This window comes from Kineococcus terrestris, assembly GCF_041020755.1.
Lineage (GTDB): Bacteria > Actinomycetota > Actinomycetes > Actinomycetales > Kineococcaceae > Kineococcus > Kineococcus terrestris.
The window spans coordinates 154987-173211 of sequence record NZ_JBEUEI010000004.1 but is presented as its reverse complement, the minus strand read 5'-3'; the positions used below and the strand labels follow the sequence as shown (position 1 = coordinate 173211).

The following is an 18225-nucleotide window of genomic DNA, read 5'->3' as shown; positions in this document are numbered from 1 at the left end:
CGAGGAGAATGGAGGACAACACCAAAGGAAAACCCACGACCACCACACGCACACAACGCACGAAGATGGCCACAGGGGTTACAACATTGGCATCAACACTTGGCACACTGTTGAGTTCTCAAGAACCAGGCGCTCTCGACCCGACCGCACTGTGGCGGTCAAGGCTCGGGGGCTTGGTCCTTCCATCCTAACCGACCCGCGGGCCGGCCCGGACACTCGATCTCCATCGGCTGGCGAGGAGCGCACTGAAGCGCCCTCGCGGGCTGATCTCGTCGGGGATCCGGTCACCTCTCGCGGGGACCGGCCGCTTGCGCGTCCGTTCCTCCCCGGCGGGGTGTGACGACTACGTTAACCAGAGGTCAGCAGCGGGTCAAATCCGTGTGTCGGCTCCTCCTCCTCGGCGGCGCGCGACCCCACGTGGGCGTCCAGCCGGTCCGCCAGCGTCCGGACCGCCCGGCGCAGCGGGCTGCGCGGCGCGGCCTCGACCAGGCTGCGTCCGGCGAGGGCCGCCCGGTCGGCGGCGTCGTCCTCCGGCAGCAGGACGACGTCCTCCGCGCCGGCGAACCGCCGCAGCGTCCGGCGCACCGCGCGCTCCGGGTCGCTGCCGGCCGCGGCGGCGCGCACCCTCCCCACCACGGGGACCGCCGGCGTCGACGGGCAGAGGTCCCCCAGGCGCTGCCACGTCCGCACCCAGCGCTGCAGGCCGACCGGGTCGGCCGCACCCACGACGAGCAGCACGTCCACCGCCTCCAGGACCTGCAGGAGAGCGGTGTCGCGACCCTCGTCCTCCTCCAGCCCCGCCGGCAGGTCCAGCACCACCCAGTCCGCGCACACCGCGGCGACGTCCAGCACCCGGCGCAGCGCCGCGGGACGCACCTCCGCCCGGCGCCACGGGTCCGCCGAGCCGCTCAGGAGGGCCGCGCCCGGGAGCACCTCCGGCGCCAGGGCCGTCAGCGCCGCCGCGTCCAGCCGACCGGCGGTCGCGGCGCGCACGGCCGCCAGCAGACCCGGCGCGTCGTCCAGCACCCCCAGCAACTGGGCGGCGCTGGCCCCGCGCACGTCCAGGTCCACCAGCAGCGAGCGGGACCCGGCGGCGGCCAGCTCGGCCGCCAGGTTGACCGCGAGGGTCGTGCGACCCGCCGAGCCGACGGGTCCCCACACCGCCACGGACCTGCCCCGCGCGCCGACCGGGGCGCCGGTGGGCCCGCCGGACCACGCCGGGACGGCGGCCGCCTCCGGCACCACCTCCGGCGCCCCGGTCCGCACCCCGCCGTCACCGTCGCCGCCGACCGCGGCCACGGCCGTCAGCACCCGGCGCGCGAGCGCCTCCGGACCCTCCGACGCGCGCGCGACGTGCTGCGCCCCCCGCTGCGCCCAGCGCCGCTGCGCGGCCTCGCCCGCGGTGCCGTCCGGCACGAGCACCAGGAGCGCGACGCCGTGCTCGCGCAGGGCCGCCACGGTCTCGCCGTCCGCGCCCGGCAGGTCGTCGCCCAGCACGACGGCCCGGCCCAGCCCGGCGGCCGCGGCCGCGAGGACCTCCGCCAGGTCGGCGCAGCGGCGGGTGACCACCAGGTCGCGCCGCGCCCCGCTCCACGCGGCGGCCAGCGCGGCCTCGCCGGGCCCGGGCACCGCCAGCAGCACGCCCGTCGTCACCGGCCCACCCCCGCCGCGGCGGCACCGGGCACCGGCACGAGGGCGACCTCGGCGTCCACGGCCAGGGCCTGCAGCGCGCGCGGCAGCACCGCCGGGCCCAGCAGCACCCGCACCTCGGCCACGCGCGCCGCCCCGAGCCCGCCGGTGAGCGGGCGCACCCCGGCCACGTCGGCGGCCTCGGCGAGCAGCTCCGGCTCGGGCAGCGCACCGCGCTCGGCCGGGTCGGCGGGCCAGGTGACCCACACGTCCACCCGGCCGCCCTCGACGACCTCCTCGTCGGGCACCGCGTCCAGCGGCAGGGCGACCACGCGCCCGCTCACGTCGGCACCGCCGCCGAGGGCGGCGCGGGGCAGCAGCTCCCCGGTCCCCAGCCCCCGCAGCGCGACCACGCCCGGCGCCAGGCGCTGCTCCGCCGCCACGTACGCGTCCGCCGTCGCCGGGTCCAGGCGCACCTGCACGGCCCGCAGGTCCTCCGCGGTCAGCGCGGTCCCCGCGCCCACCGGGCGGGCGAGCGCCCAGACGGCCTCGGTGCCGCGCGCCTCGGCGACCGCGCGGCCGCCCAGGACGACCGAGCCGAGCACCAGGGCGACACCGACCAGCAGGCGGGGATCGCGCCAGGACGGCGGCGCGAGCCGGCGCGCCCGGCCGGCGGGAGCCCAGGGCGCCACCGGGACCGCGTGCCCGGCCGGCGCGCTCACGAGGGCACCCGGGGACCGGATCGGGGACGGGGACGGGGCACGGGGGACCTCCAGCTCGGGGGGCCCGACCGGACCCCGGGGTGCCGGGGACCCGGCCGTCACGATGGTGGGGTCCACGGCGCGAGCTCCCCGTCCGTCGTCCACAGGGCACCCGGACGGCCCAACCGCGGGCCCGGTCGCCGTGGAAGGATGCGGGCGCCAGCCCCGCAGCGGGAGCACCGGCGCCGCACCGTTCCGCACCACCCCGCCACGCCCTGCCCCCGCAGCGCGCCCCGAGAGACCGGGAGGTCGTCCGTGACAGCCCGCTTCCTGCCCCTGGCGGACGTCGCCGAGATGCTGGCGATCTCCTCCGCGCAGGCCTACGCCCTCGTGCGCAGCGGCGACCTGCCGGCCATCAAGGTGGGCGGGCGCGGCCAGTGGCGGGTCGAGGAGTCGGTCCTCGAGGCCTTCATCGCGCGCATGTACGAGCAGACGGCCCGCGAGACCGGGCACCACCACACCGCCCGCTGACCCGGCGGCCCACCACCCGGCTCAGCCCGGCAGCTCCTCGACGCTGAGGAGCGCGGCGAACGGCACCGTCGTCACCGCGCCGCGCGCACCGCCCGGCGGGACCACCCCCGGCGGCCCGCCGCTGACGTCGAGGTGGTCGCGGCCCACCCGCGCCACGCACCCGCGCACGTCCTGCGCGAAGGTGCGCACCAGCACCGGCTCGGGCCCCAGCAGCGCCCGCACCGCCAGCAGCAGCGGGCGCGGGCGCCCGCCGGCCCCCGCCGTCGGCAGGGAGAAGCGCTCGACCCCCCGCGCCAGCGCGACCGCCGCCGCGGGCACCAGGACCTGCCGCGGCGGCGTCCCCGCGCCCGGGGTCGCCGCGCGCAGGAGCACCCAGTCGTCCCCCGCGTCCAGGCACGGGCCCTCGAGCCAGCTGCCGTCGCGCAGCTGCAGCGCCACCTCGCCCCGGCTGGCCAGGACGCGCTGGGTCCAGCCGACCTCCGCGGCGTCGCGCAGGGCCCGGTCGGCGACCTCCGCCTCCAGGTCCTCCCGCTCCGCCTGCGCCGCGCGCCCGGACAGGTCCGCGAAGAGCTCGTCCCAGCGCACGGTCCCACGCTACGGCCGATCACCGGCTGTCACGCGCGTGCGCCCGATCGGGCGGAGAGGCCCGCGCACCGTGGCGTGGAGCGAGCGCCGAGCGCTACACATCGACTCCGAACGACATCAAACGACACCATCCGGCACCCACTGGCTCCGTCGAGGGCCGTCGTGCGCCGAAGAGGAGAGATCGTGCCCACCGCTCCGTCCCGCCCGGCCCGCTCGTCCCGGGCGCTCGCCGGGCAGCGGCCGTCCGCGGTGCGGCTCGTCGCGGCCGCCGCGACCGGGGCCGTGCTCACGGCCCTGCCGCCGGCCGGCGCCACCGCCCTGCTGCTAGTGGCACGACCCGCTCTCGCGGCCGCCGCCGGACCGGCCCGCAGCGGCGAGGACCTGCTGCTGGCCGCGGCCGCGCTGGCCGGCTCGCTCGTGCTGGCGCTGCTGACCGCGTCGGTCGCCGGTGCCGCGGTCGGCGAGCTGCGCGCCCTGCGCCACGGCCGGCGACGCACCTCCCGGGAGGCCGCCCGGCCCGTCGCCCGCGTCGTGGCGCTCCTCGTCGGCCTGGCCGTCGGGTCCGGGTCGGCCGCCGCTTCCGCCGCCCCGCGCACTCCCGACGCCGGGTGGGCCGTCGCCGCCACCGCTCCGGCGCTCGCCGGAGCGGGACAGCCGGGCGGGACGGTGCTGAACGCCACGGTGCCCGAGGTGCTCACGGCGGCGCGGGCCGGCGTGCCCGACGCAGGGTGGGCCCCGGCGCGGGCCGTGCCCGTCGACCTGCCCGGCGCGCTGCGCGCCCCCGCACCGGCCGGTCAGGGGGCCGGCCAGGGGGCCGAGCACGTCGTCCAGCGCGGCGACACGCTCTGGTCCCTGGCCGCCGACCGCCTGGGGCCCGACGCCGAGGCCGCCGACGTCCTCGCCGAGGCCCACCGGCTGCACGTCCTCAACACCGACGTCGTCGGCGCCGACCCCGACCGCCTGCTGCCCGGCCAGGTGCTGCGCCTGGGCTGACCCCGGCCCACCACCGCACCGGCCCGCCGGCCGCCCCCGCCGCCCTCGCCCACCCCGTCACCCAGGAGACCGCCGTGCCCACCGCGCTCGCGACCGCACCGCTCGCACCCGCCCCCGTCCTGCCGTCGCCGGCGCGCCCGCGCCTGCTGCGCCGGCCGGTGCCGCTGGCGGCACCGCCGCTCGTCGGCCAGCCGGGCGAGGTGCGCTCGGTCTTCGGGCACGTCAGCGACGGGCAGGGGGTCCTGCCCCTCGAGGTGCCCGACGCGGCGGGCCGGCCGGTGCCGGCCGAACTGCCCGAGCCCACCGACTGGACCCGGCGCTACGTGCACGTGCTGTTCGAGGTGCTCGCCGCGCGGCGCCCGCCGCAGCAGCTCCTGCGGGCCTGCTCGGCCGACGTCTACGCCTACGTGCAGCGCCGGGCCGTCCTCGTCGCCCAGACCGCCACCCGCGCGCCCGCGCGTGCGGGCACCCCGCGCCGGGCCGTGCCCGCCCGGCCGCCCGTGGTGGTGCGGGTCCTCGTCAGCCGGCCCCTCGACGACGTCGTCGAGGCCTGCGCCGTCGTCCGCGACGGCGAGCGGCACCGCGCGGTCGCGCTGCGCCTGGAGGCCACCGGCACCCGCTGGCGGGTCACCGCGCTGGAGCTGTGACGCGAGCGGCCGCGGCGCCCCGAGGGGCACCGCGGCCGGGTCGCGCGCCGCCGCGTCCTGCACGGCCGGGAGCGCTCAGCCGCGCTCGCGCTCCGCGGCGCGGCGCTGGGCGCGGTTGCCCACCGCGGCGTCCGTGCTCGACTCGTCGCCGGCGTGGACCTCGACGTCGCCCTCGGCCGTGGGCGCCGTGTACTGCAGCTGCTGGTGCGCCGGCTGGGCGAACTGCTGCGCGGCCTGCCCGGTCACCGCCGCGGCACCGGCCGCGGGCTGCACCTGCAGGCTGAACAGGTAGCCGACCGACTCCTCCTTGATGGCGTCGGTCATCGCCAGGAACAGCTGGTAGCCCTCGCGCTGGTACTCCACCAGCGGGTCGCGCTGCGCCATCGCGCGCAGCCCGATGCCCTCCTGCAGGTAGTCCATCTCGTACAGGTGCTCGCGCCACTTGCGGTCCAGCACGGACAGGACCACGCGCCGCTCCAGGTCGCGCACGACCTCGGCGCCCAGCTGCTCCTCGCGGGCGTCGTAGCAGGCCTGCGCGTCACCGCGCAGCTCCTCGACCAGGCGCTCGACGGTGAGGTTGCCGCGGCCGCCGGCGGCCTCCACGACCTCCTCGATCGTCACCGACACCGGGTACAGCGAGCGGACCGCCTCCCAGAGCGACTCCAGGTCCCAGTCCTCGCCGAAGCCCTCCGCGGCGGCCTCGGTGACGTAGGCGGCGACGGTGTCGTCGATGAAGTGGCGGACCTGCTCGTGCAGGTCCTCGCCCTCGAGCACCTTGCGGCGCTCGGCGTAGATGACCGCGCGCTGGCGGTTCAGGACGTCGTCGTACTTCAGGACGTTCTTGCGGATCTCGAAGTTGCGGGCCTCGACCTGGCCCTGGGCGCTCTGGATGGCCCGCGAGACCATCTTCGACTCGATGGGGACGTCCTCGGGGATGCCCGTGCGGGTCAGGAAGGTCTCCACCAGCGCCGCGTTGAACAGGCGCATGAGGTCGTCGGTCAGCGACAGGTAGAACCGCGACTCGCCCGGGTCGCCCTGGCGGCCCGAGCGCCCGCGCAGCTGGTTGTCGATGCGCCGCGACTCGTGCCGCTCGGTGCCCAGCACGTACAGCCCGCCGAGGTCGCGGACCTCGTCGTGCTCGGCGCGCACCGACGCCTCGGCCTGCTCCAGCACCTCCGGCCAGGCCGCCTCGTAGGCCTCCGGGTCCTCGTCCGCGTCCAGGCCGCGGTCCTTCATCGCCTGCACGGCGAGGAACTCCGCGTTGCCGCCCAGCATGATGTCCGTGCCGCGGCCGGCCATGTTCGTGGCGACGGTGACCGCGCCGCGGCGGCCGGCCTGCGCGACGATCGCGGCCTCGCGCTCGTGCTGCTTGGCGTTCAGGACGGTGTGCTCGACGCCGGCCTTCTCCAGCAGCTTCGACAGGTACTCGCTCTTCTCCACGCTCGTCGTGCCCACCAGCACCGGCTGGCCCGTCGCGTGGTGCTCCACGATGTCCTCGACGACCGCGTTGAACTTGGCGGTCTCGGTCTTGTAGACGAGGTCGGGCTGGTCCTTGCGGACCATCTCGCGGTTCGTCGGGATCGGCACGACGCCCAGCTGGTACGTGGACTGGAACTCCGCGGCCTCCGTCATGGCCGTGCCGGTCATCCCGGACAGCTTGTCGTACATGCGGAAGAAGTTCTGCAGCGTGATCGTCGCGAGCGTCTGGTTCTCGTTCTGGATCGGGACGCCCTCCTTGGCCTCGATGGCCTGGTGCATCCCCTCGTTGTAGCGGCGGCCGGCGAGGATGCGCCCGGTGTGCTCGTCGACGATGAGGACCTCGCCCTTGGGCGAGACGACGTAGTCCTTGTCGCGCTTGAACAGCTCCTTGACCTTGACGGCGTTGTTCAGGAAGCCGACCAGCGGGGTGTTCACCGACTCGTAGAGGTTGTCGATGCCGAGCAGGTCCTCGACCTTCTCGATGCCCGACTCCGTCACGCCCACGGTGCGCTTCTTCTCGTCGACCTCGTAGTCGACGTCCTTGGTGAGGCGCCGGGCGATCTTGGCGAACTCCGTGTACCACTTCGTCGGCTGGTCGGCCGGGCCGGAGATGATCAGCGGCGTGCGGGCCTCGTCGATGAGGATGGAGTCCACCTCGTCGATGACGGCGAAGTGGTGGCCGCGCTGGACCATCTCGGCCGTCGACCACGCCATGTTGTCGCGCAGGTAGTCGAAGCCGAACTCGTTGTTCGTGCCGTAGGTGATGTCGGCCGCGTACGCCTGGCGCCGCTCGTCCGGGCGCATCCGGGACAGGATGCAGGAGCTGGTCAGGCCCAGGAAGCGGTAGACGCGGCCCATCAGGTCGCTCTGGTACTCGGCGAGGAAGTCGTTGACCGTGATGACGTGCACGCCCTCGCCCGTCAGGGCGTTGAGGTACGCCGGCAGCGTCGCCACGAGGGTCTTGCCCTCGCCGGTGCGCATCTCGGCGATGTTGCCCTGGTGCAGCGCCGCGCCGCCCATCAGCTGCACGTCGAAGTGGCGCTGGCCCAGCGTGCGCCGGGACGCCTCGCGCACGACCGCGAACGCCTCCGGCAGGAGCGCGTCGAGCGTCTCCCCGGCGGCCAGGCGCTCCTTGAAGCGGTCGGTCTCGCCGCGCAGCTCCGCGTCGGACATCGCGCGGAAGTCGTCCTCGAGCGCGTTCACCTGCCCGGCGATGCGGTGCAGACGCTTGACGACGCGGCCCTCGCCCGCGCGCAGGACCTTCTCGACGATGGCAGGCACGACGCCACTGTAGTCGCGCGGCCCGCCGCGCAGAGCACCGACGGGACGAACGCCGTCGCGGTGCGTGACTCGGCGGTCATGGAGGGTCATCGGTCAGCGCGGCGGCCGGCGCGCCCGCCGCCACCGGCGGATCAGCGCTGCGCCCCCAGCAGACGGCGCAGCTCCGCCGGGCGCACCGCCCGCACCGGCGCGGGGGCGGGCGGCGCCCCGGGCGGCGGCCCGGGCGGGGCTGCGGCCACGCCCCCCTCGTCCTCGGCCACCTCGCCCTCGTCGAAGGGCCGGGCCGCGTCCCCCTCGTCCCCGGCCGCGTCGTCCCCGGCGCCGGCCGCGTCGTCCCCGGCGCCGGCCGCGTCGTCCCCGGCGCCGGCCGCGTCGTCCCCGGCGCCGGCCGCGTCGTCCCCGGCGCGCGCGAAGCCCGCCTCCAGGGCGGCCGCCACCGACCCGGCGGCCTCCGCGGCCGACACCAGCGCGAGCTCGGCCGCCGGCGCGGGCACCCCGAGCAGGTGCCCCTGGGCCTGCGAGCACCCCAGCTCCCGCAGCGCACCCGCCTGGTCGGCCCGCTCCACGCCAGCGGCGCCGACCCGCAGGCCCAGCGCGCTCGCCAGGCGCACCAGCGCCCCCACCGCCGGCGCCACCTCCTGCGCGCGCTCACCGGCCAGGGCCGCCACCAGCGAGCGGTCGAGCTTCACCCCGTCCAGCGGCAGGGTGCGCAGGGGCGCCAGCGCCCCCTCGCCCAGCACCCCCCCGCCCAGCACCGCTCCGCCCAGCACCGCCCCGGGCCGCCCGGCGCTCACCGCGGCGCCCACCCCGTCCACGACCAGGCACGCGCCCGTCTGGCGCAGGCGGTGCAGGCGCGCGCGCAGCAGGTCGTCGTCACCGGCCGCGGCGCCCTCGGCGGCGCCGCCCGCGCCACCGGCCAGGACGGGCACGAGCGCGGCCGGCAGCTCCAGCACCAGGGCCGCCGGGTCCAGCCCCGCCGCCACCACCGCCGCGCGCACGTCCTCGGCCGCCGAGCGCGACAGGGCGTGCGCCGCCGACAGGTTCACCGACACCCGGAAGCCGGGCGCGCGCCGGCACCAGCGCGCCGCGTCCTCGCACGCGCGGTGCAGCACCCAGCGCCACAGCCGGTCCGCCGCCGGCGAGCGCTCGGCGCCGGCCAGGAACGTCGCGGCGTCCAGCAGCCCCCGCGCCGGGTGCCGCCAGCGCAGCAGCGCCTCGGCCCCCACCACGGCGCCGTCGGCCAGCCGCACCACGGGCTGGTAGGCCAGCTCGAACTCCCCGCGCTCCACCGCGCCGGCCAGGTCGGACTCCAGCTCCCGGCGCAGGGCGTCGGCGTCGGCCAGGCGGGCGCTCCAGACGGCCACGCCCCCGGCCGCGTCCGCGTCCGGCCCCGCGTCACCCTCCCCGCCCGCGGCGGGGTCGGCGCCGTCGCGGGCGCTGAGCACGGCGCTGTCCGCGCGGCGCAGCAGCTCCGCGGCGCCCACCTCGCCGTCGGCGACCGCCACGCCCACGCTGCAGCCGACCCGCACGGCGCGCCCGTCCAGCTCCCACGGCTCCAGCAGGCTCCCGCGCGCCCGCTGCGCCACCCGCAGCGCGGCCCGCAGGGGGTCCTCGTCGCGCACCACGACGGCGAACTCGGCCGCGCCCAGGCGGGCCGCCACGTCGTCGCCGCGCAGGCAGCGGCGCAGCCGGGCGGCCGCGCGCTGCAGCACCGCGTCACCGGCGGCGTGCCCGAGGGAGTCCTTGACGGCCTGGAACCCGTCCAGGTCCAGGAACAGGACCGCGGCGCCCAGGCCGTCGGTGGCCCGGGCCGCCAGCGCCACCTCCAGGCGGCGCAGCAGCGCGGCGCGCGTCGGCAGCCCCGTCAGCGGGTCGTTCGCGGCCTGCTCGGCCGCGCGCACCGTGTCGGCGTGGCTGAGCGCGGTGCTGGCGTGCTCGGCGAAGGCGCGCAGCACCGTCGCCGCGACCGCGTCCAGCGGGTCGTCGGCGGCGGCCACGAGCGCGCCCACCCCGCGGCCGTTGACGTGCACGGCGGCGGCCGCGGGCGCGCCGTGCCCGCCCACGGACAGGCCGAACCCGCCCAGACCGCCCGCGGCGGCGAGCGCGGCCCCCTCCGCCAGCGCCGGGGAGCCCACGGCGGCGACCACCCGCAGCTGCATGCCGGCGCGCGGGTCGGCCAGCACCAGCGTCACGGCGCGCCCGTCCAGCAGCTGCGAGGAGCTCCTGGCCAGCTGCACCAGCAGCTCGGGCAGCGGACGGCGGCTGGAGACGGCCCGCTGGAAGCGCACCGAGGTGGTCAGGACCTGCTCGCGCTGGCGCAGCGCCTGCTGCAGGCGGTGCAGCTCCGCGGCGCCCCGCTCGTCCTGCTGCTGCTGCCAGCGCTCGCGCTCGCGGCCGTGCCTGCCCAGCACCACCAGCGAGGCGGCCCGCGCCACCATCGCGGCCACCGTCAGGTCGCGGGCGCGACCGCCCGGCGAACCCTCCGCCCGCCCGACGACCAGGTGCAGCGCCAGGTCCGGGACGGCGACGACCTCCGCGCGCACCCGGCCCAGCCCCGGCACCGCGAAGGACCCGCCGCGGTCGCGCACCACGCGCGCCAGCCCGCGCTGCGGGTCGCCGGCCGCGCCGCCCGCGCCGCCCGCGCCCAGGCCCACCCCGGCGTGCACGTGCCCGCCCTCGCACACCGCGGCGACGTCGGCGTCGGCGAGGTCGGCGAGCAGGCCGGCGGCGCGCACCAGCACCTCGCGCTCGGTGGTCGCCTCCCCCAGGTGGTCGAGGACGTGCTCCAGCAGCGCAGCGGCCTGCTCGAGACCGTCGGGTGTCACCGCGGAGACGTCCACCCGCCGTTCCTCGGGACGGCGGGGCCCCGCGTTGAGGCGCCGGCGGCGATCTGACCCGAACGCGCCGTCCGACCGGGTGACCCGCTCACCCCGCGACGTCCCGCGCCGCCACCTCCGCGGCGAGCGGGACGGCCAGGTCGCCGCGGCCGGCGACCTCCGTGCGGACGCAGCCCAGCCACCCCGCCAGGTCCGCCAGCTCCGCGGCCAGGGCCGCGGCGACCTCCCCCGGGGCCGGTGCGGCCGGGCGCGCGCCCCGCCCCGGCGGTGCGGGCGGCTCCGCCCACGCCGCCAGGACCCGCAGCACCGGGCCGCCCGGCGCGGCGCGGTCGTTCTTCAGGTCCACGCGGGCCGCGACGCGCTCGCCCAGCAGGAACGGCGTGACGTAGTAGCCGTGGACCCGCAGGTGCGCGGGGACGTAGAACTCCAGCCGCACGCGGGCCCCCAGCAGCTCCTCGGTGCGCTCGCGGTGCCACACCAGCGGGTCGAAGGGGGTCAGCAGCGCCCGCGCGGCCACCCGCGGGGCCACCGCCGCGTGCCAGCGGTAGGCCGGGCGCCGCTGCGCCGAGGCCCAGCCGCGCACCCGGACCGGCACCAGCTCACCGGCCTCGACCAGCTCGGCGACCGCCCGCCGCGACTGCTCCGGGCGCAGCCGGAAGTAGTCGCGCAGCGTGGGCTCGGTCGCCACCCCGGTGGCGCGCGCGGCGGTGCGCACCAGCTCGCGCACCGCCTCGGCCGGGTCCGGGTCCGGGGCGGCCAGGACCTGCGGCGGCAGCACCCGCTCGGGCAGGTCGTAGCGGCGCTCGAACTGCGCGGTGCGGCCCGCCGAGGTCAGCCGCCCGGCGAAGAACAGGTGCTCGCAGGCCCGCTTGACCGCGCTCCAGTTCCAGCCCCAGTGGTCGCCCGGGCGTCCCGCTCCCGGTGCCAGCGCCGCCTCCAGCTCGCGGGCGGTGCGCGGGCCGCGGGCGGCGACGTGGGCGACGACCTCCTCCAGCAGCCGCGGCTGCTCGACGGCGACGCTGCGCACGCTGCCCCACGCGTCCTGGTCCGCGCGCGCCATCCGCCAGCGCAGCAGCCGGTGGGTGGCCGGGCTGACGTAGGAGGCCTCGTGCGCCCAGTACTCCACCAGGGCCCGCGGGCGGCGGTGCGCGGCGGCGTCCACCGCGGCCACCGGGTAGGGGCCCAGCCGGCTGAAGAAGGGCAGGTAGTGGCTGCGGCACAGCACGTTGACGCTGTCGATCTGCACGACGCCCAGGCGCTCGACGACCCGCCGCACGTGCGCGGACCCCGGGTCGGCCGGGCGGCGGCGGCTGAAGCCCTGCGCCGCCAGCGCGGCCCGGCGCGCCTCGGTGGCGGTGACCTCCTCCACGGGCGCGGCCGTCAGGACAGCTCGACGATCTTCTCGCGCACGGCGTACACGACGGCCTCCATGCGCGAGTGCAGCTGCAGCTTCTCCAGGAGGTTGCGCACGTGGTTCTTCACGGTGTTCTCGCTGATGCCGAGCTGGCCGGCGATCTCCCGGTTGGCCATCCCGCGGGCCAGCAGCCGCAGCACGTCCAGCTCGCGCGGGCTCAGCCGCGGCGCCCCGGCCGCGCCCAGCACGCGCTCCTCGTCGCGGCGGCGCATCGCGGCGAACTCCCCCAGCAGCAGACCGGCCATCCGCGGGGTGATGAGGGACTCCCCGGCCACGACGGCGCGCACCGCGTCGGCCACCTCCTCGGCGGGCACGTCCTTGAGCAGGTAGCCGCTGGCGCCGGCGCGCACGGCGCCGAACAGGTCGTCCTCCTCCTCCGAGGAGGTGAGGATCAGGATGCGCGTCGAGGGGGCGGCGGCCTTGATGTCGGCGCAGGCGTCGATGCCGCCGCGGCGGGGCATCCGCACGTCCATCAGCACGACGTCCGGCAGCAGCTCCTCCACGCGGGCCAGGGCCTCCCGCCCGTCACCGGCCTCGCCGACGACCTCGATGTCGTCCTCGGTGGACAGGACCATCTGCAGACCGCGCCGGTACAGGGAGTGGTCGTCGACGACGACGACGCGCACGGGGGCGGTCGCAGCGCCCGGCAGCTGGCTCGTCACGGGTCCCCCTCGTCCGGTACCGCCCGGCGGCCGCGGCCGGGGTCGCCGATCATGGCACGACGGGCGGTGAGCGCCAGTCGACCGCGCTGGCCGGCGGGCCGCCCGAGCGTCCCGCCGGCGGTGGTGCGGGCCGCGCCCCGCGGGGGGCGCGGCCCGCACCGGCCGGTCAGCGCCCGCTCAGCGCAGGCCCGCCGCCACGACGGCGTCCAGGCCCGCGCGCTGGTCCACCGCGCCGTCCAGCCCGGCCGCCTCCTGCGCGCCGGCGTCCCCGGCGTCCTCCACGTCCAGGTGGATGACGCCGTAGTCCCACCCGCGGCGCCGGTACACCACGCTCGGGCTGCCCGTGGCGGCGTCGACGAACAGGTAGAAGTCGTGGCCCACGAGCTCCATCTCGTACAGGGCCTGGTCCAGGGTCATCGGCGTGGCGCGGTGCCGCTTCTCGCGGATCACCACGGGCGAGCCGCCCTCGGCGTCCAGCGCGGCGCCGTCGTCACCGGTGGCGACGACGTCCCCGCCCGCGGCGGGGGACGCCACGGCCTCGTCGTCGTCCGCGCGGACCTGCTCGGCCAGCGGGCGGGAGGGGTCCAGCGCGGGGGCCAGGGCCTCGTCGGTGAGCCCGGCGGGGGCGGCGGTGCGCACGGAGGTCATCCCCCGGCGGCCGTGGTGGACCTTGCGCCGGTCCCGAGAGCGGCGCAGGCGCTCCAGCAGCTTCGTGGTCGCGAGGTCCAGGGCGGCGTACGGGTCGTCCGCGCACGCCTCGGCGCGCACCACGGGACCCTTGTCGCGCACGGTGATCTCCACGCGCTCGCAGCTGCTCGCCTGCCGGCGGTTCTTCTCGTGCGACACCTCCACGTCGACCCGCTGCGCGCGCGGGGCGAACTGGCTGACCTTCTCCAGCTTGTCCTCGACGTGGCGGCGGAACCGCTCCTTGACGTCGGTGTGCCGACCGGTGACCACAACTTCCACGGGATGCCTCCCTCTTGCGGGTTTCCGGCGGGCGCGGCGTGGGTGCCGGCCCGCCTCGGACCGTCACCTCGCGCCGCGCACCACCCCCGGACGGGGAGCGCGCGCGACAGGCGGCCTGGAGCGCCCGGGAGGCGTCCCGCGGGCCGTCCCGACACCGGGACCCCCGCCGCGCCCGCCGAACTCGGCTGCCATGCACCAACGCTAGACCAGGTGGCCCCCGGCTGCGACGAGGCGGCGCGTCGCCGACCCGCCCGGAGCGGGGCTCGGGCGCTGGGACGGGCGCCCGGACGGGTGGACGGCGGCGGTCAGGCACACCACGGCCCGCACGTCGGCGCCGCCGCGGCGCAGCGCCCGCACCGCCTCGCCGGCCGTGGCGCCCGTGGTCACGACGTCGTCGACCACGACGCAGGCGCCCGCGGGGGCCGCGCCCACGAGCCGGAAGGCGCCCTCGACGTTGCGGCGCCGCCCCGCGGCGCCCAGCCGCGTCTGGTCGGCCACGCGGCGGTGCACGACCAGCGCGCGGGCCACCGCGGCCGGGTGCCCGCGCGCGCGCCGCGAGCGCGCCGCCCGGGCCGCCAGGTCAGCCACCAGGTCGCCGCCGCGGGCGCGGCGGCTGGCCCGCCGGGCGGGCACGGGCACGAGGACGACGGGCCCGTCGTCCACGGACCCCTCCCGCACCGCGCCGGCCAGGGCGGCGGCCAGCAGGTGCCCGGCGGCGGGCCGCAGCTCGGCGCGGGCGCCCTCCTTGACCGCCAGCAGCAGGGCGCGGGCCGCGCCGGCGTGCTCGTCCGCCGCGTGCACGGGCGTGCCGTCGGGCAGCCGGGCGGCCGCCCCGGCCGCCCACCGGCCCGTGGCCGCCGCGCACGAGCCGCACCAGGGGGTCCCGGGACGGGCGCAGCCGGCGCAGGAGGCGGACCACACGAGGTCGGCGGCGGCCGCGGCGGCGCGGCCCAGCGGCCGCAGGACGGCGAGCGGACCGGTCGGGGTGGAGGGGTGCACCCGGGCAGCGTGCCGCCGCCGGGGCCGCGCCGGGCGCGCCGTCCACCGCCCGGCGCGGCCCGGGCGGTGGCACCGCCCTGTGGACCCCTCGGCGCGGTGACCCGTCCCCGGCCTCAGCCCGGGTAGGCCGGGTCGCGCCCCTGCGCGAAGACCAGCCACTCCGCCCCGCTGCGCGCCAGCAGCCGGCCGTCGGCGGTGGCCACGACGACGTCGCGCTCGCTCGTGCCGGCCGCCACGGACACCGCCCCCGGGACCGCCGGCAGCGCCTGCCAGGGGCCGGAGACCCCGCTGAGCACCGGCACCGGGTCCGGCTCGGAGGCCAGGCGCACCAGGAGGACGACCTGGTCGTCCACCGGCCACGACACGTCCAGGACCTCCTCGGCCCCCGGCACCAGCGGCGCGGAGCCGTCGCCCACCCGCAGCGGGCGCCCGTCGCGGTCGCGGACCAGCCCGTGCACCCGCACCTGCTGCGAGCCGTCGGGGGCGCGCACCACCACCAGCGCCCGCGCCCCGTCGCGCGAGACCCGCCAGCGCTGCACCACCCCGCCCATCCCGGCGGCGGGCAGCTGCACGCGCACCGGCGGCTCGTCGGGCGCGTCCACCGCGACGACCACCGGCTCGGCGTCCTCCTCGGCGGGCACCGTCCACACCCACCCCGAGCGGTCCACCGACGGCGGGCTCAGCGGCACCGCCGAGCGGTGCACGACGCGCAGCGGACCGCCCGGGCGCTGCACGGCCAGCTCCCGCTCGCCGTCCAGCAGCACCGCGTACGCCTCCCCGTCCGGGGACACCGCCGGGTGGGCGGCGTCCTCGGCGGACGACAGCCCCGGGCCCGTGCCGGGCACCGCGCGCACCGACGTGCCGTCCCAGCGCGAGAGCCCGCCCGGCCCCAGCAGGACCGGGCGCGCGTCGGGCGCGCCGTCGGCGACCACCGGCCCGGTCCCGTCCCCGGGCGCGCCGCGCGAGAGCTCGGCGCCGTCCACGACGACGCGCACCCGCCCCACCGACGGCAACCGGGTCAGGCTGGCCCGCAGCTGCGCCAGCAGCAGCGTGCGCCGCTCGGGGTCCGCCTCCAGCACCGCGCTGGTCAGCTCGACCGTCGCGGTGCCCGCCTCCACCGGCACGGTGCCCACCCGCAGCGCCGTGCCCTCCGGCGCGCCGCTGCGCACCGCCGGCGCCAGCCACGGCGACGGGCCGGCCAGCAGCTCGGCGACGATCCGCGTGGGGGTCGTGGAGTCGTAGGGGAACCAGCGCACGTCCCCCACCAGCTGCCGCCCGTCGGCGGTGGCGAAGTAGACGGGGAAGGGGCGCAGCGAGCGGGAGGCGTCCACGCGGGTCAGGACCAGGCCGTCGGGCAGCTCGTCGATGCGCCACTCCCCGTCGGCCTGCACCAGCCGGAAGGCCAGCGAGGCGCGCGTGCCGCCGGGCCGCTGCTCGTAGTGGCCGGCGGCGTCCACGACCGCCAGGACCTCCCCGGTGACCGCGACCTGCGCCGCCTCCGCGGCGTCCACGGGCGCCGGCGTCACGTCCGCGGCGTCGCGCAGCAGGGTCGTCCCGGCCGCCGGGCGCCACCGGCCCGCCGCGTCGCCGGTGAGGAAGGAGCGGGCCACCGCGAAGTCGTCCGCGGCCGCGCCGCCCGCCAGCAGGAAGCCGCGCACGACCTCCGCCGGCCCCGCGCCGACCCGCGGGCCGCGCGGGATGACCTGCAGCACCCCCGCGCGCGGGTCGTCCACCACGCGCGAGCCGCTGAGGACCGGCCCCGAGCGCGGCAGCCCGCCGCAGCCGCCCAGCACCAGGGCACCGGCGAGCGCGGCGGCCACGACCGCGGCGCGCGCCCCGCGCCCCCGCGCGCGTCGTCCCGTCACGGCGCCCCGCTCCCGCCGCCCACCGCGGGCGGGACCACCGGCGCCGGCAGCGCCGCCACCGGCTCGCGCCAGCCCGCCGGCACCACCGGCAGCGGCGAGGCCCGCAGCGAGCGGCCCGCCTGGCGCGGCAGCGTCAGCACGAAGTGGCAGCCGCGGCCCGGCCGGCCCCACACCTCCAGCCACCCGCCGTGCAGCCGGGTGTCCTCCAGCGCGATCGCCAGCCCCAGCCCGCTGCCGCCGGTGGTGCGGGCGCGGGCCGGGTCGGCCCGCCAGAACCGGTCGAACACGCGCGGCAGCTGGGTCGGGTCCAGGCCCACCCCGTGGTCGCGCACGCCCACCGCCACGGCGTGCTCGTCGCACACCACGGTCACCTCGATGGGCCGCGCCTCGCCGTGCTCGACGGCGTTGCCGAGCAGGTTGCGCAGCACCCGTTCGATGCGCCGCGAGTCCACCTCCGCCGTGCACGGCGAGTGCGGCTCGCTGACGCGGACCTCGCTGCCGCGGCGCTCGGCCAGCTGCGCGGTGAAGTCCACGACGCGGTGCACGATCGCCCGCACGTCCTGCGGGTCGGCCTCCAGCGCGGCCGCGCCGGCGTCGAAGCGGCTGATCTCCAGCAGGTCGCTCAGCAGGGTGTCGAAGCGCTCCAGCTGCGTCATCAGCAGCTCCGCCGAGCGCGCCACCGCCGGGTCGAAGTCGGCGCGGGCGTCGTGCAGCACCTCCCCGGCCATCCGGATCGTCGTCAGCGGCGTGCGCAGCTCGTGGCTGACGTCGGAGACGAAGCGCCGCTGCAGCCGCGAGAGCTCCTCCAGCTGCTCGATCTGCTCCTGCAGCCCGGCGGCCATCGCGTTGAACCCGCGCGCCAGGCGCGCCAGGTCGTCGCTGCCGCGCACCCGCATGCGCTCGTCCAGGTGCCCGGCGGCCAGCCGCTCGGCCGTGCCGGCGGCGTCGCGCACCGGCTGCACCACGGTGCGGGCCACCAGCCAGGCGACGGCGCCGACGAGGACCACCAGGGCCAGGCCGCCGCCGATGAAGGTGGCGCGGACCAGGCCGATGGTCGCCTGCTCGCTGGCCAGGGAGTAGACGAGGTAGAGCTCGTACTGCCCGGCGCGCGGCAGCGTCACCGTCGAGCCGACGACCAGCGAGGGGGCGCCGCTGCCGTCGCGCAGGTCGACCAGCTGCAGCTGCTGCACGTCGCTGCCCCGCACGGCCGCGCGCAGCTCGGCCGGGACGCTGTCGGCCGACAGGCCCGGGGAGGTCACGTCGCGCACCACCGGCTGCGTCACCGGGTCCGCGCCGCCCGCGGTCTGCGGGGTCCGCAGCAGCAGGACGCTGCGCACCCGGTCCGGTCCCGCGCCCTCCAGGGAGGACACGACGTCACCGGCCAGCTGCTCCAGCTCCGGGGTGGAGGTGGAGGTGGCGGCGTCGAACTGCGACTGCGCCGTCGCGGCGCTGCGGGCGGCGTCGGCGACCGCGACGCGCTGGCGGTCCTCCAGCAGCCCCTCGGCGATGCCGTCCAGCAGGAACGTGCCGACGCCGAGGACGACGACCATCCCCAGGGCGGTGGTCAGCGCCACCACGCGCGTCTGCAGCGAGGACCGCCACCGCGCGAGGGGGCGCAGCAGGACCCGGCGCACCG

14 protein-coding genes are annotated in these 18225 nt (G+C 78.5%); 3 read left to right on the top strand and 11 right to left on the bottom strand.

Annotated elements, in window-relative coordinates:
* Window positions 1-348: 348 nt before the first annotated feature.
* Together AB8M62_RS04525 and AB8M62_RS04520 are read right to left on the bottom strand one after the other, a co-directional pair.
* Entirely contained in the window at window positions 349-1653 is a 1305-nt protein-coding gene (locus tag AB8M62_RS04525; protein ID WP_369068768.1) for a CpaE/TadZ family protein, read from the bottom strand.
* Window positions 1650-2351 carry a hypothetical protein gene (locus tag AB8M62_RS04520; protein WP_369068767.1) on the bottom strand — a complete coding sequence of 234 codons (702 nt, stop codon included), beginning with the start codon at window positions 2349-2351 and terminating at the stop codon, window positions 1650-1652. The genes AB8M62_RS04525 and AB8M62_RS04520 overlap by 4 nt, the downstream gene beginning before the upstream one ends.
* A gap of 294 nt (window positions 2352-2645) precedes the next feature.
* Between AB8M62_RS04520 and AB8M62_RS04515 the strand changes: the two genes are divergently transcribed.
* Complete coding sequence (locus AB8M62_RS04515; RefSeq protein ID WP_369068766.1) at window positions 2646-2861, top strand: helix-turn-helix domain-containing protein; 216 nt, start codon at window positions 2646-2648, stop codon at window positions 2859-2861.
* Window positions 2862-2882: 21 nt separating this feature from the next.
* Here the strand turns inward: AB8M62_RS04515 and AB8M62_RS04510 are convergent, their stop codons facing one another.
* The gene (locus tag AB8M62_RS04510) at window positions 2883-3446 is read right to left on the bottom strand and encodes a hypothetical protein (protein ID WP_369068765.1); all 564 of its coding nucleotides are present in this window, start codon (window positions 3444-3446) and stop codon (window positions 2883-2885) included.
* A gap of 183 nt (window positions 3447-3629) precedes the next feature.
* Here AB8M62_RS04510 and AB8M62_RS04505 point away from each other — a divergent pair, with 183 nt between their 5' ends.
* Both AB8M62_RS04505 and AB8M62_RS04500 read left to right on the top strand, forming a co-directional pair.
* Entirely contained in the window at window positions 3630-4439 is an 810-nt protein-coding gene (locus AB8M62_RS04505; protein WP_369068764.1) for a LysM peptidoglycan-binding domain-containing protein, read from the top strand.
* Between the two features lie 74 nt (window positions 4440-4513).
* A complete protein-coding gene (locus AB8M62_RS04500) occupies window positions 4514-5086 on the top strand; it encodes an Rv3235 family protein (protein WP_369055059.1) in 573 nt (190 codons plus the stop codon).
* Window positions 5087-5161: 75 nt separating this feature from the next.
* On the opposite strand, the gene secA is transcribed toward AB8M62_RS04500, so the two are convergent.
* From secA to mtrB, 8 genes are all read right to left on the bottom strand, one after another.
* On the bottom strand, window positions 5162-7846 hold the full coding sequence (gene secA, locus AB8M62_RS04495; RefSeq protein ID WP_369055061.1) for a preprotein translocase subunit SecA: 2685 nt from the start codon (window positions 7844-7846) through the stop codon (window positions 5162-5164).
* A gap of 131 nt (window positions 7847-7977) precedes the next feature.
* The gene (locus AB8M62_RS04490) at window positions 7978-10686 is read right to left on the bottom strand and encodes a putative bifunctional diguanylate cyclase/phosphodiesterase (RefSeq protein WP_369068763.1); all 2709 of its coding nucleotides are present in this window, start codon (window positions 10684-10686) and stop codon (window positions 7978-7980) included.
* 85 nt (window positions 10687-10771) lie between these two features.
* Window positions 10772-12052 (bottom strand): winged helix-turn-helix domain-containing protein, encoded by a 1281-nt coding sequence (locus AB8M62_RS04485; RefSeq protein WP_369068762.1) that lies wholly within the window; start codon window positions 12050-12052, stop codon window positions 10772-10774.
* 11 nt (window positions 12053-12063) lie between these two features.
* Window positions 12064-12759 (bottom strand): response regulator, encoded by a 696-nt coding sequence (locus tag AB8M62_RS04480; protein WP_369055065.1) that lies wholly within the window; start codon window positions 12757-12759, stop codon window positions 12064-12066.
* Between the two features lie 177 nt (window positions 12760-12936).
* Window positions 12937-13725 (bottom strand): ribosome hibernation-promoting factor, HPF/YfiA family, encoded by a 789-nt coding sequence (gene hpf / locus AB8M62_RS04475; protein WP_369068761.1) that lies wholly within the window; start codon window positions 13723-13725, stop codon window positions 12937-12939.
* Window positions 13726-13926: 201 nt separating this feature from the next.
* On the bottom strand, window positions 13927-14724 hold the full coding sequence (locus AB8M62_RS04470) for a ComF family protein (protein ID WP_369068760.1): 798 nt from the start codon (window positions 14722-14724) through the stop codon (window positions 13927-13929).
* A gap of 113 nt (window positions 14725-14837) precedes the next feature.
* The gene (locus tag AB8M62_RS04465; protein WP_369055069.1) at window positions 14838-16589 is read right to left on the bottom strand and encodes an LpqB family beta-propeller domain-containing protein; all 1752 of its coding nucleotides are present in this window, start codon (window positions 16587-16589) and stop codon (window positions 14838-14840) included.
* Window positions 16586-18223: an MtrAB system histidine kinase MtrB gene (gene mtrB / locus AB8M62_RS04460; protein ID WP_369055071.1), complete on the bottom strand. Its 1638-nt coding sequence runs from the start codon at window positions 18221-18223 to the stop codon at window positions 16586-16588. Before mtrB ends, AB8M62_RS04465 begins: the two co-directional genes overlap by 4 nt.
* Window positions 18224-18225: the final 2 nt, after the last annotated feature.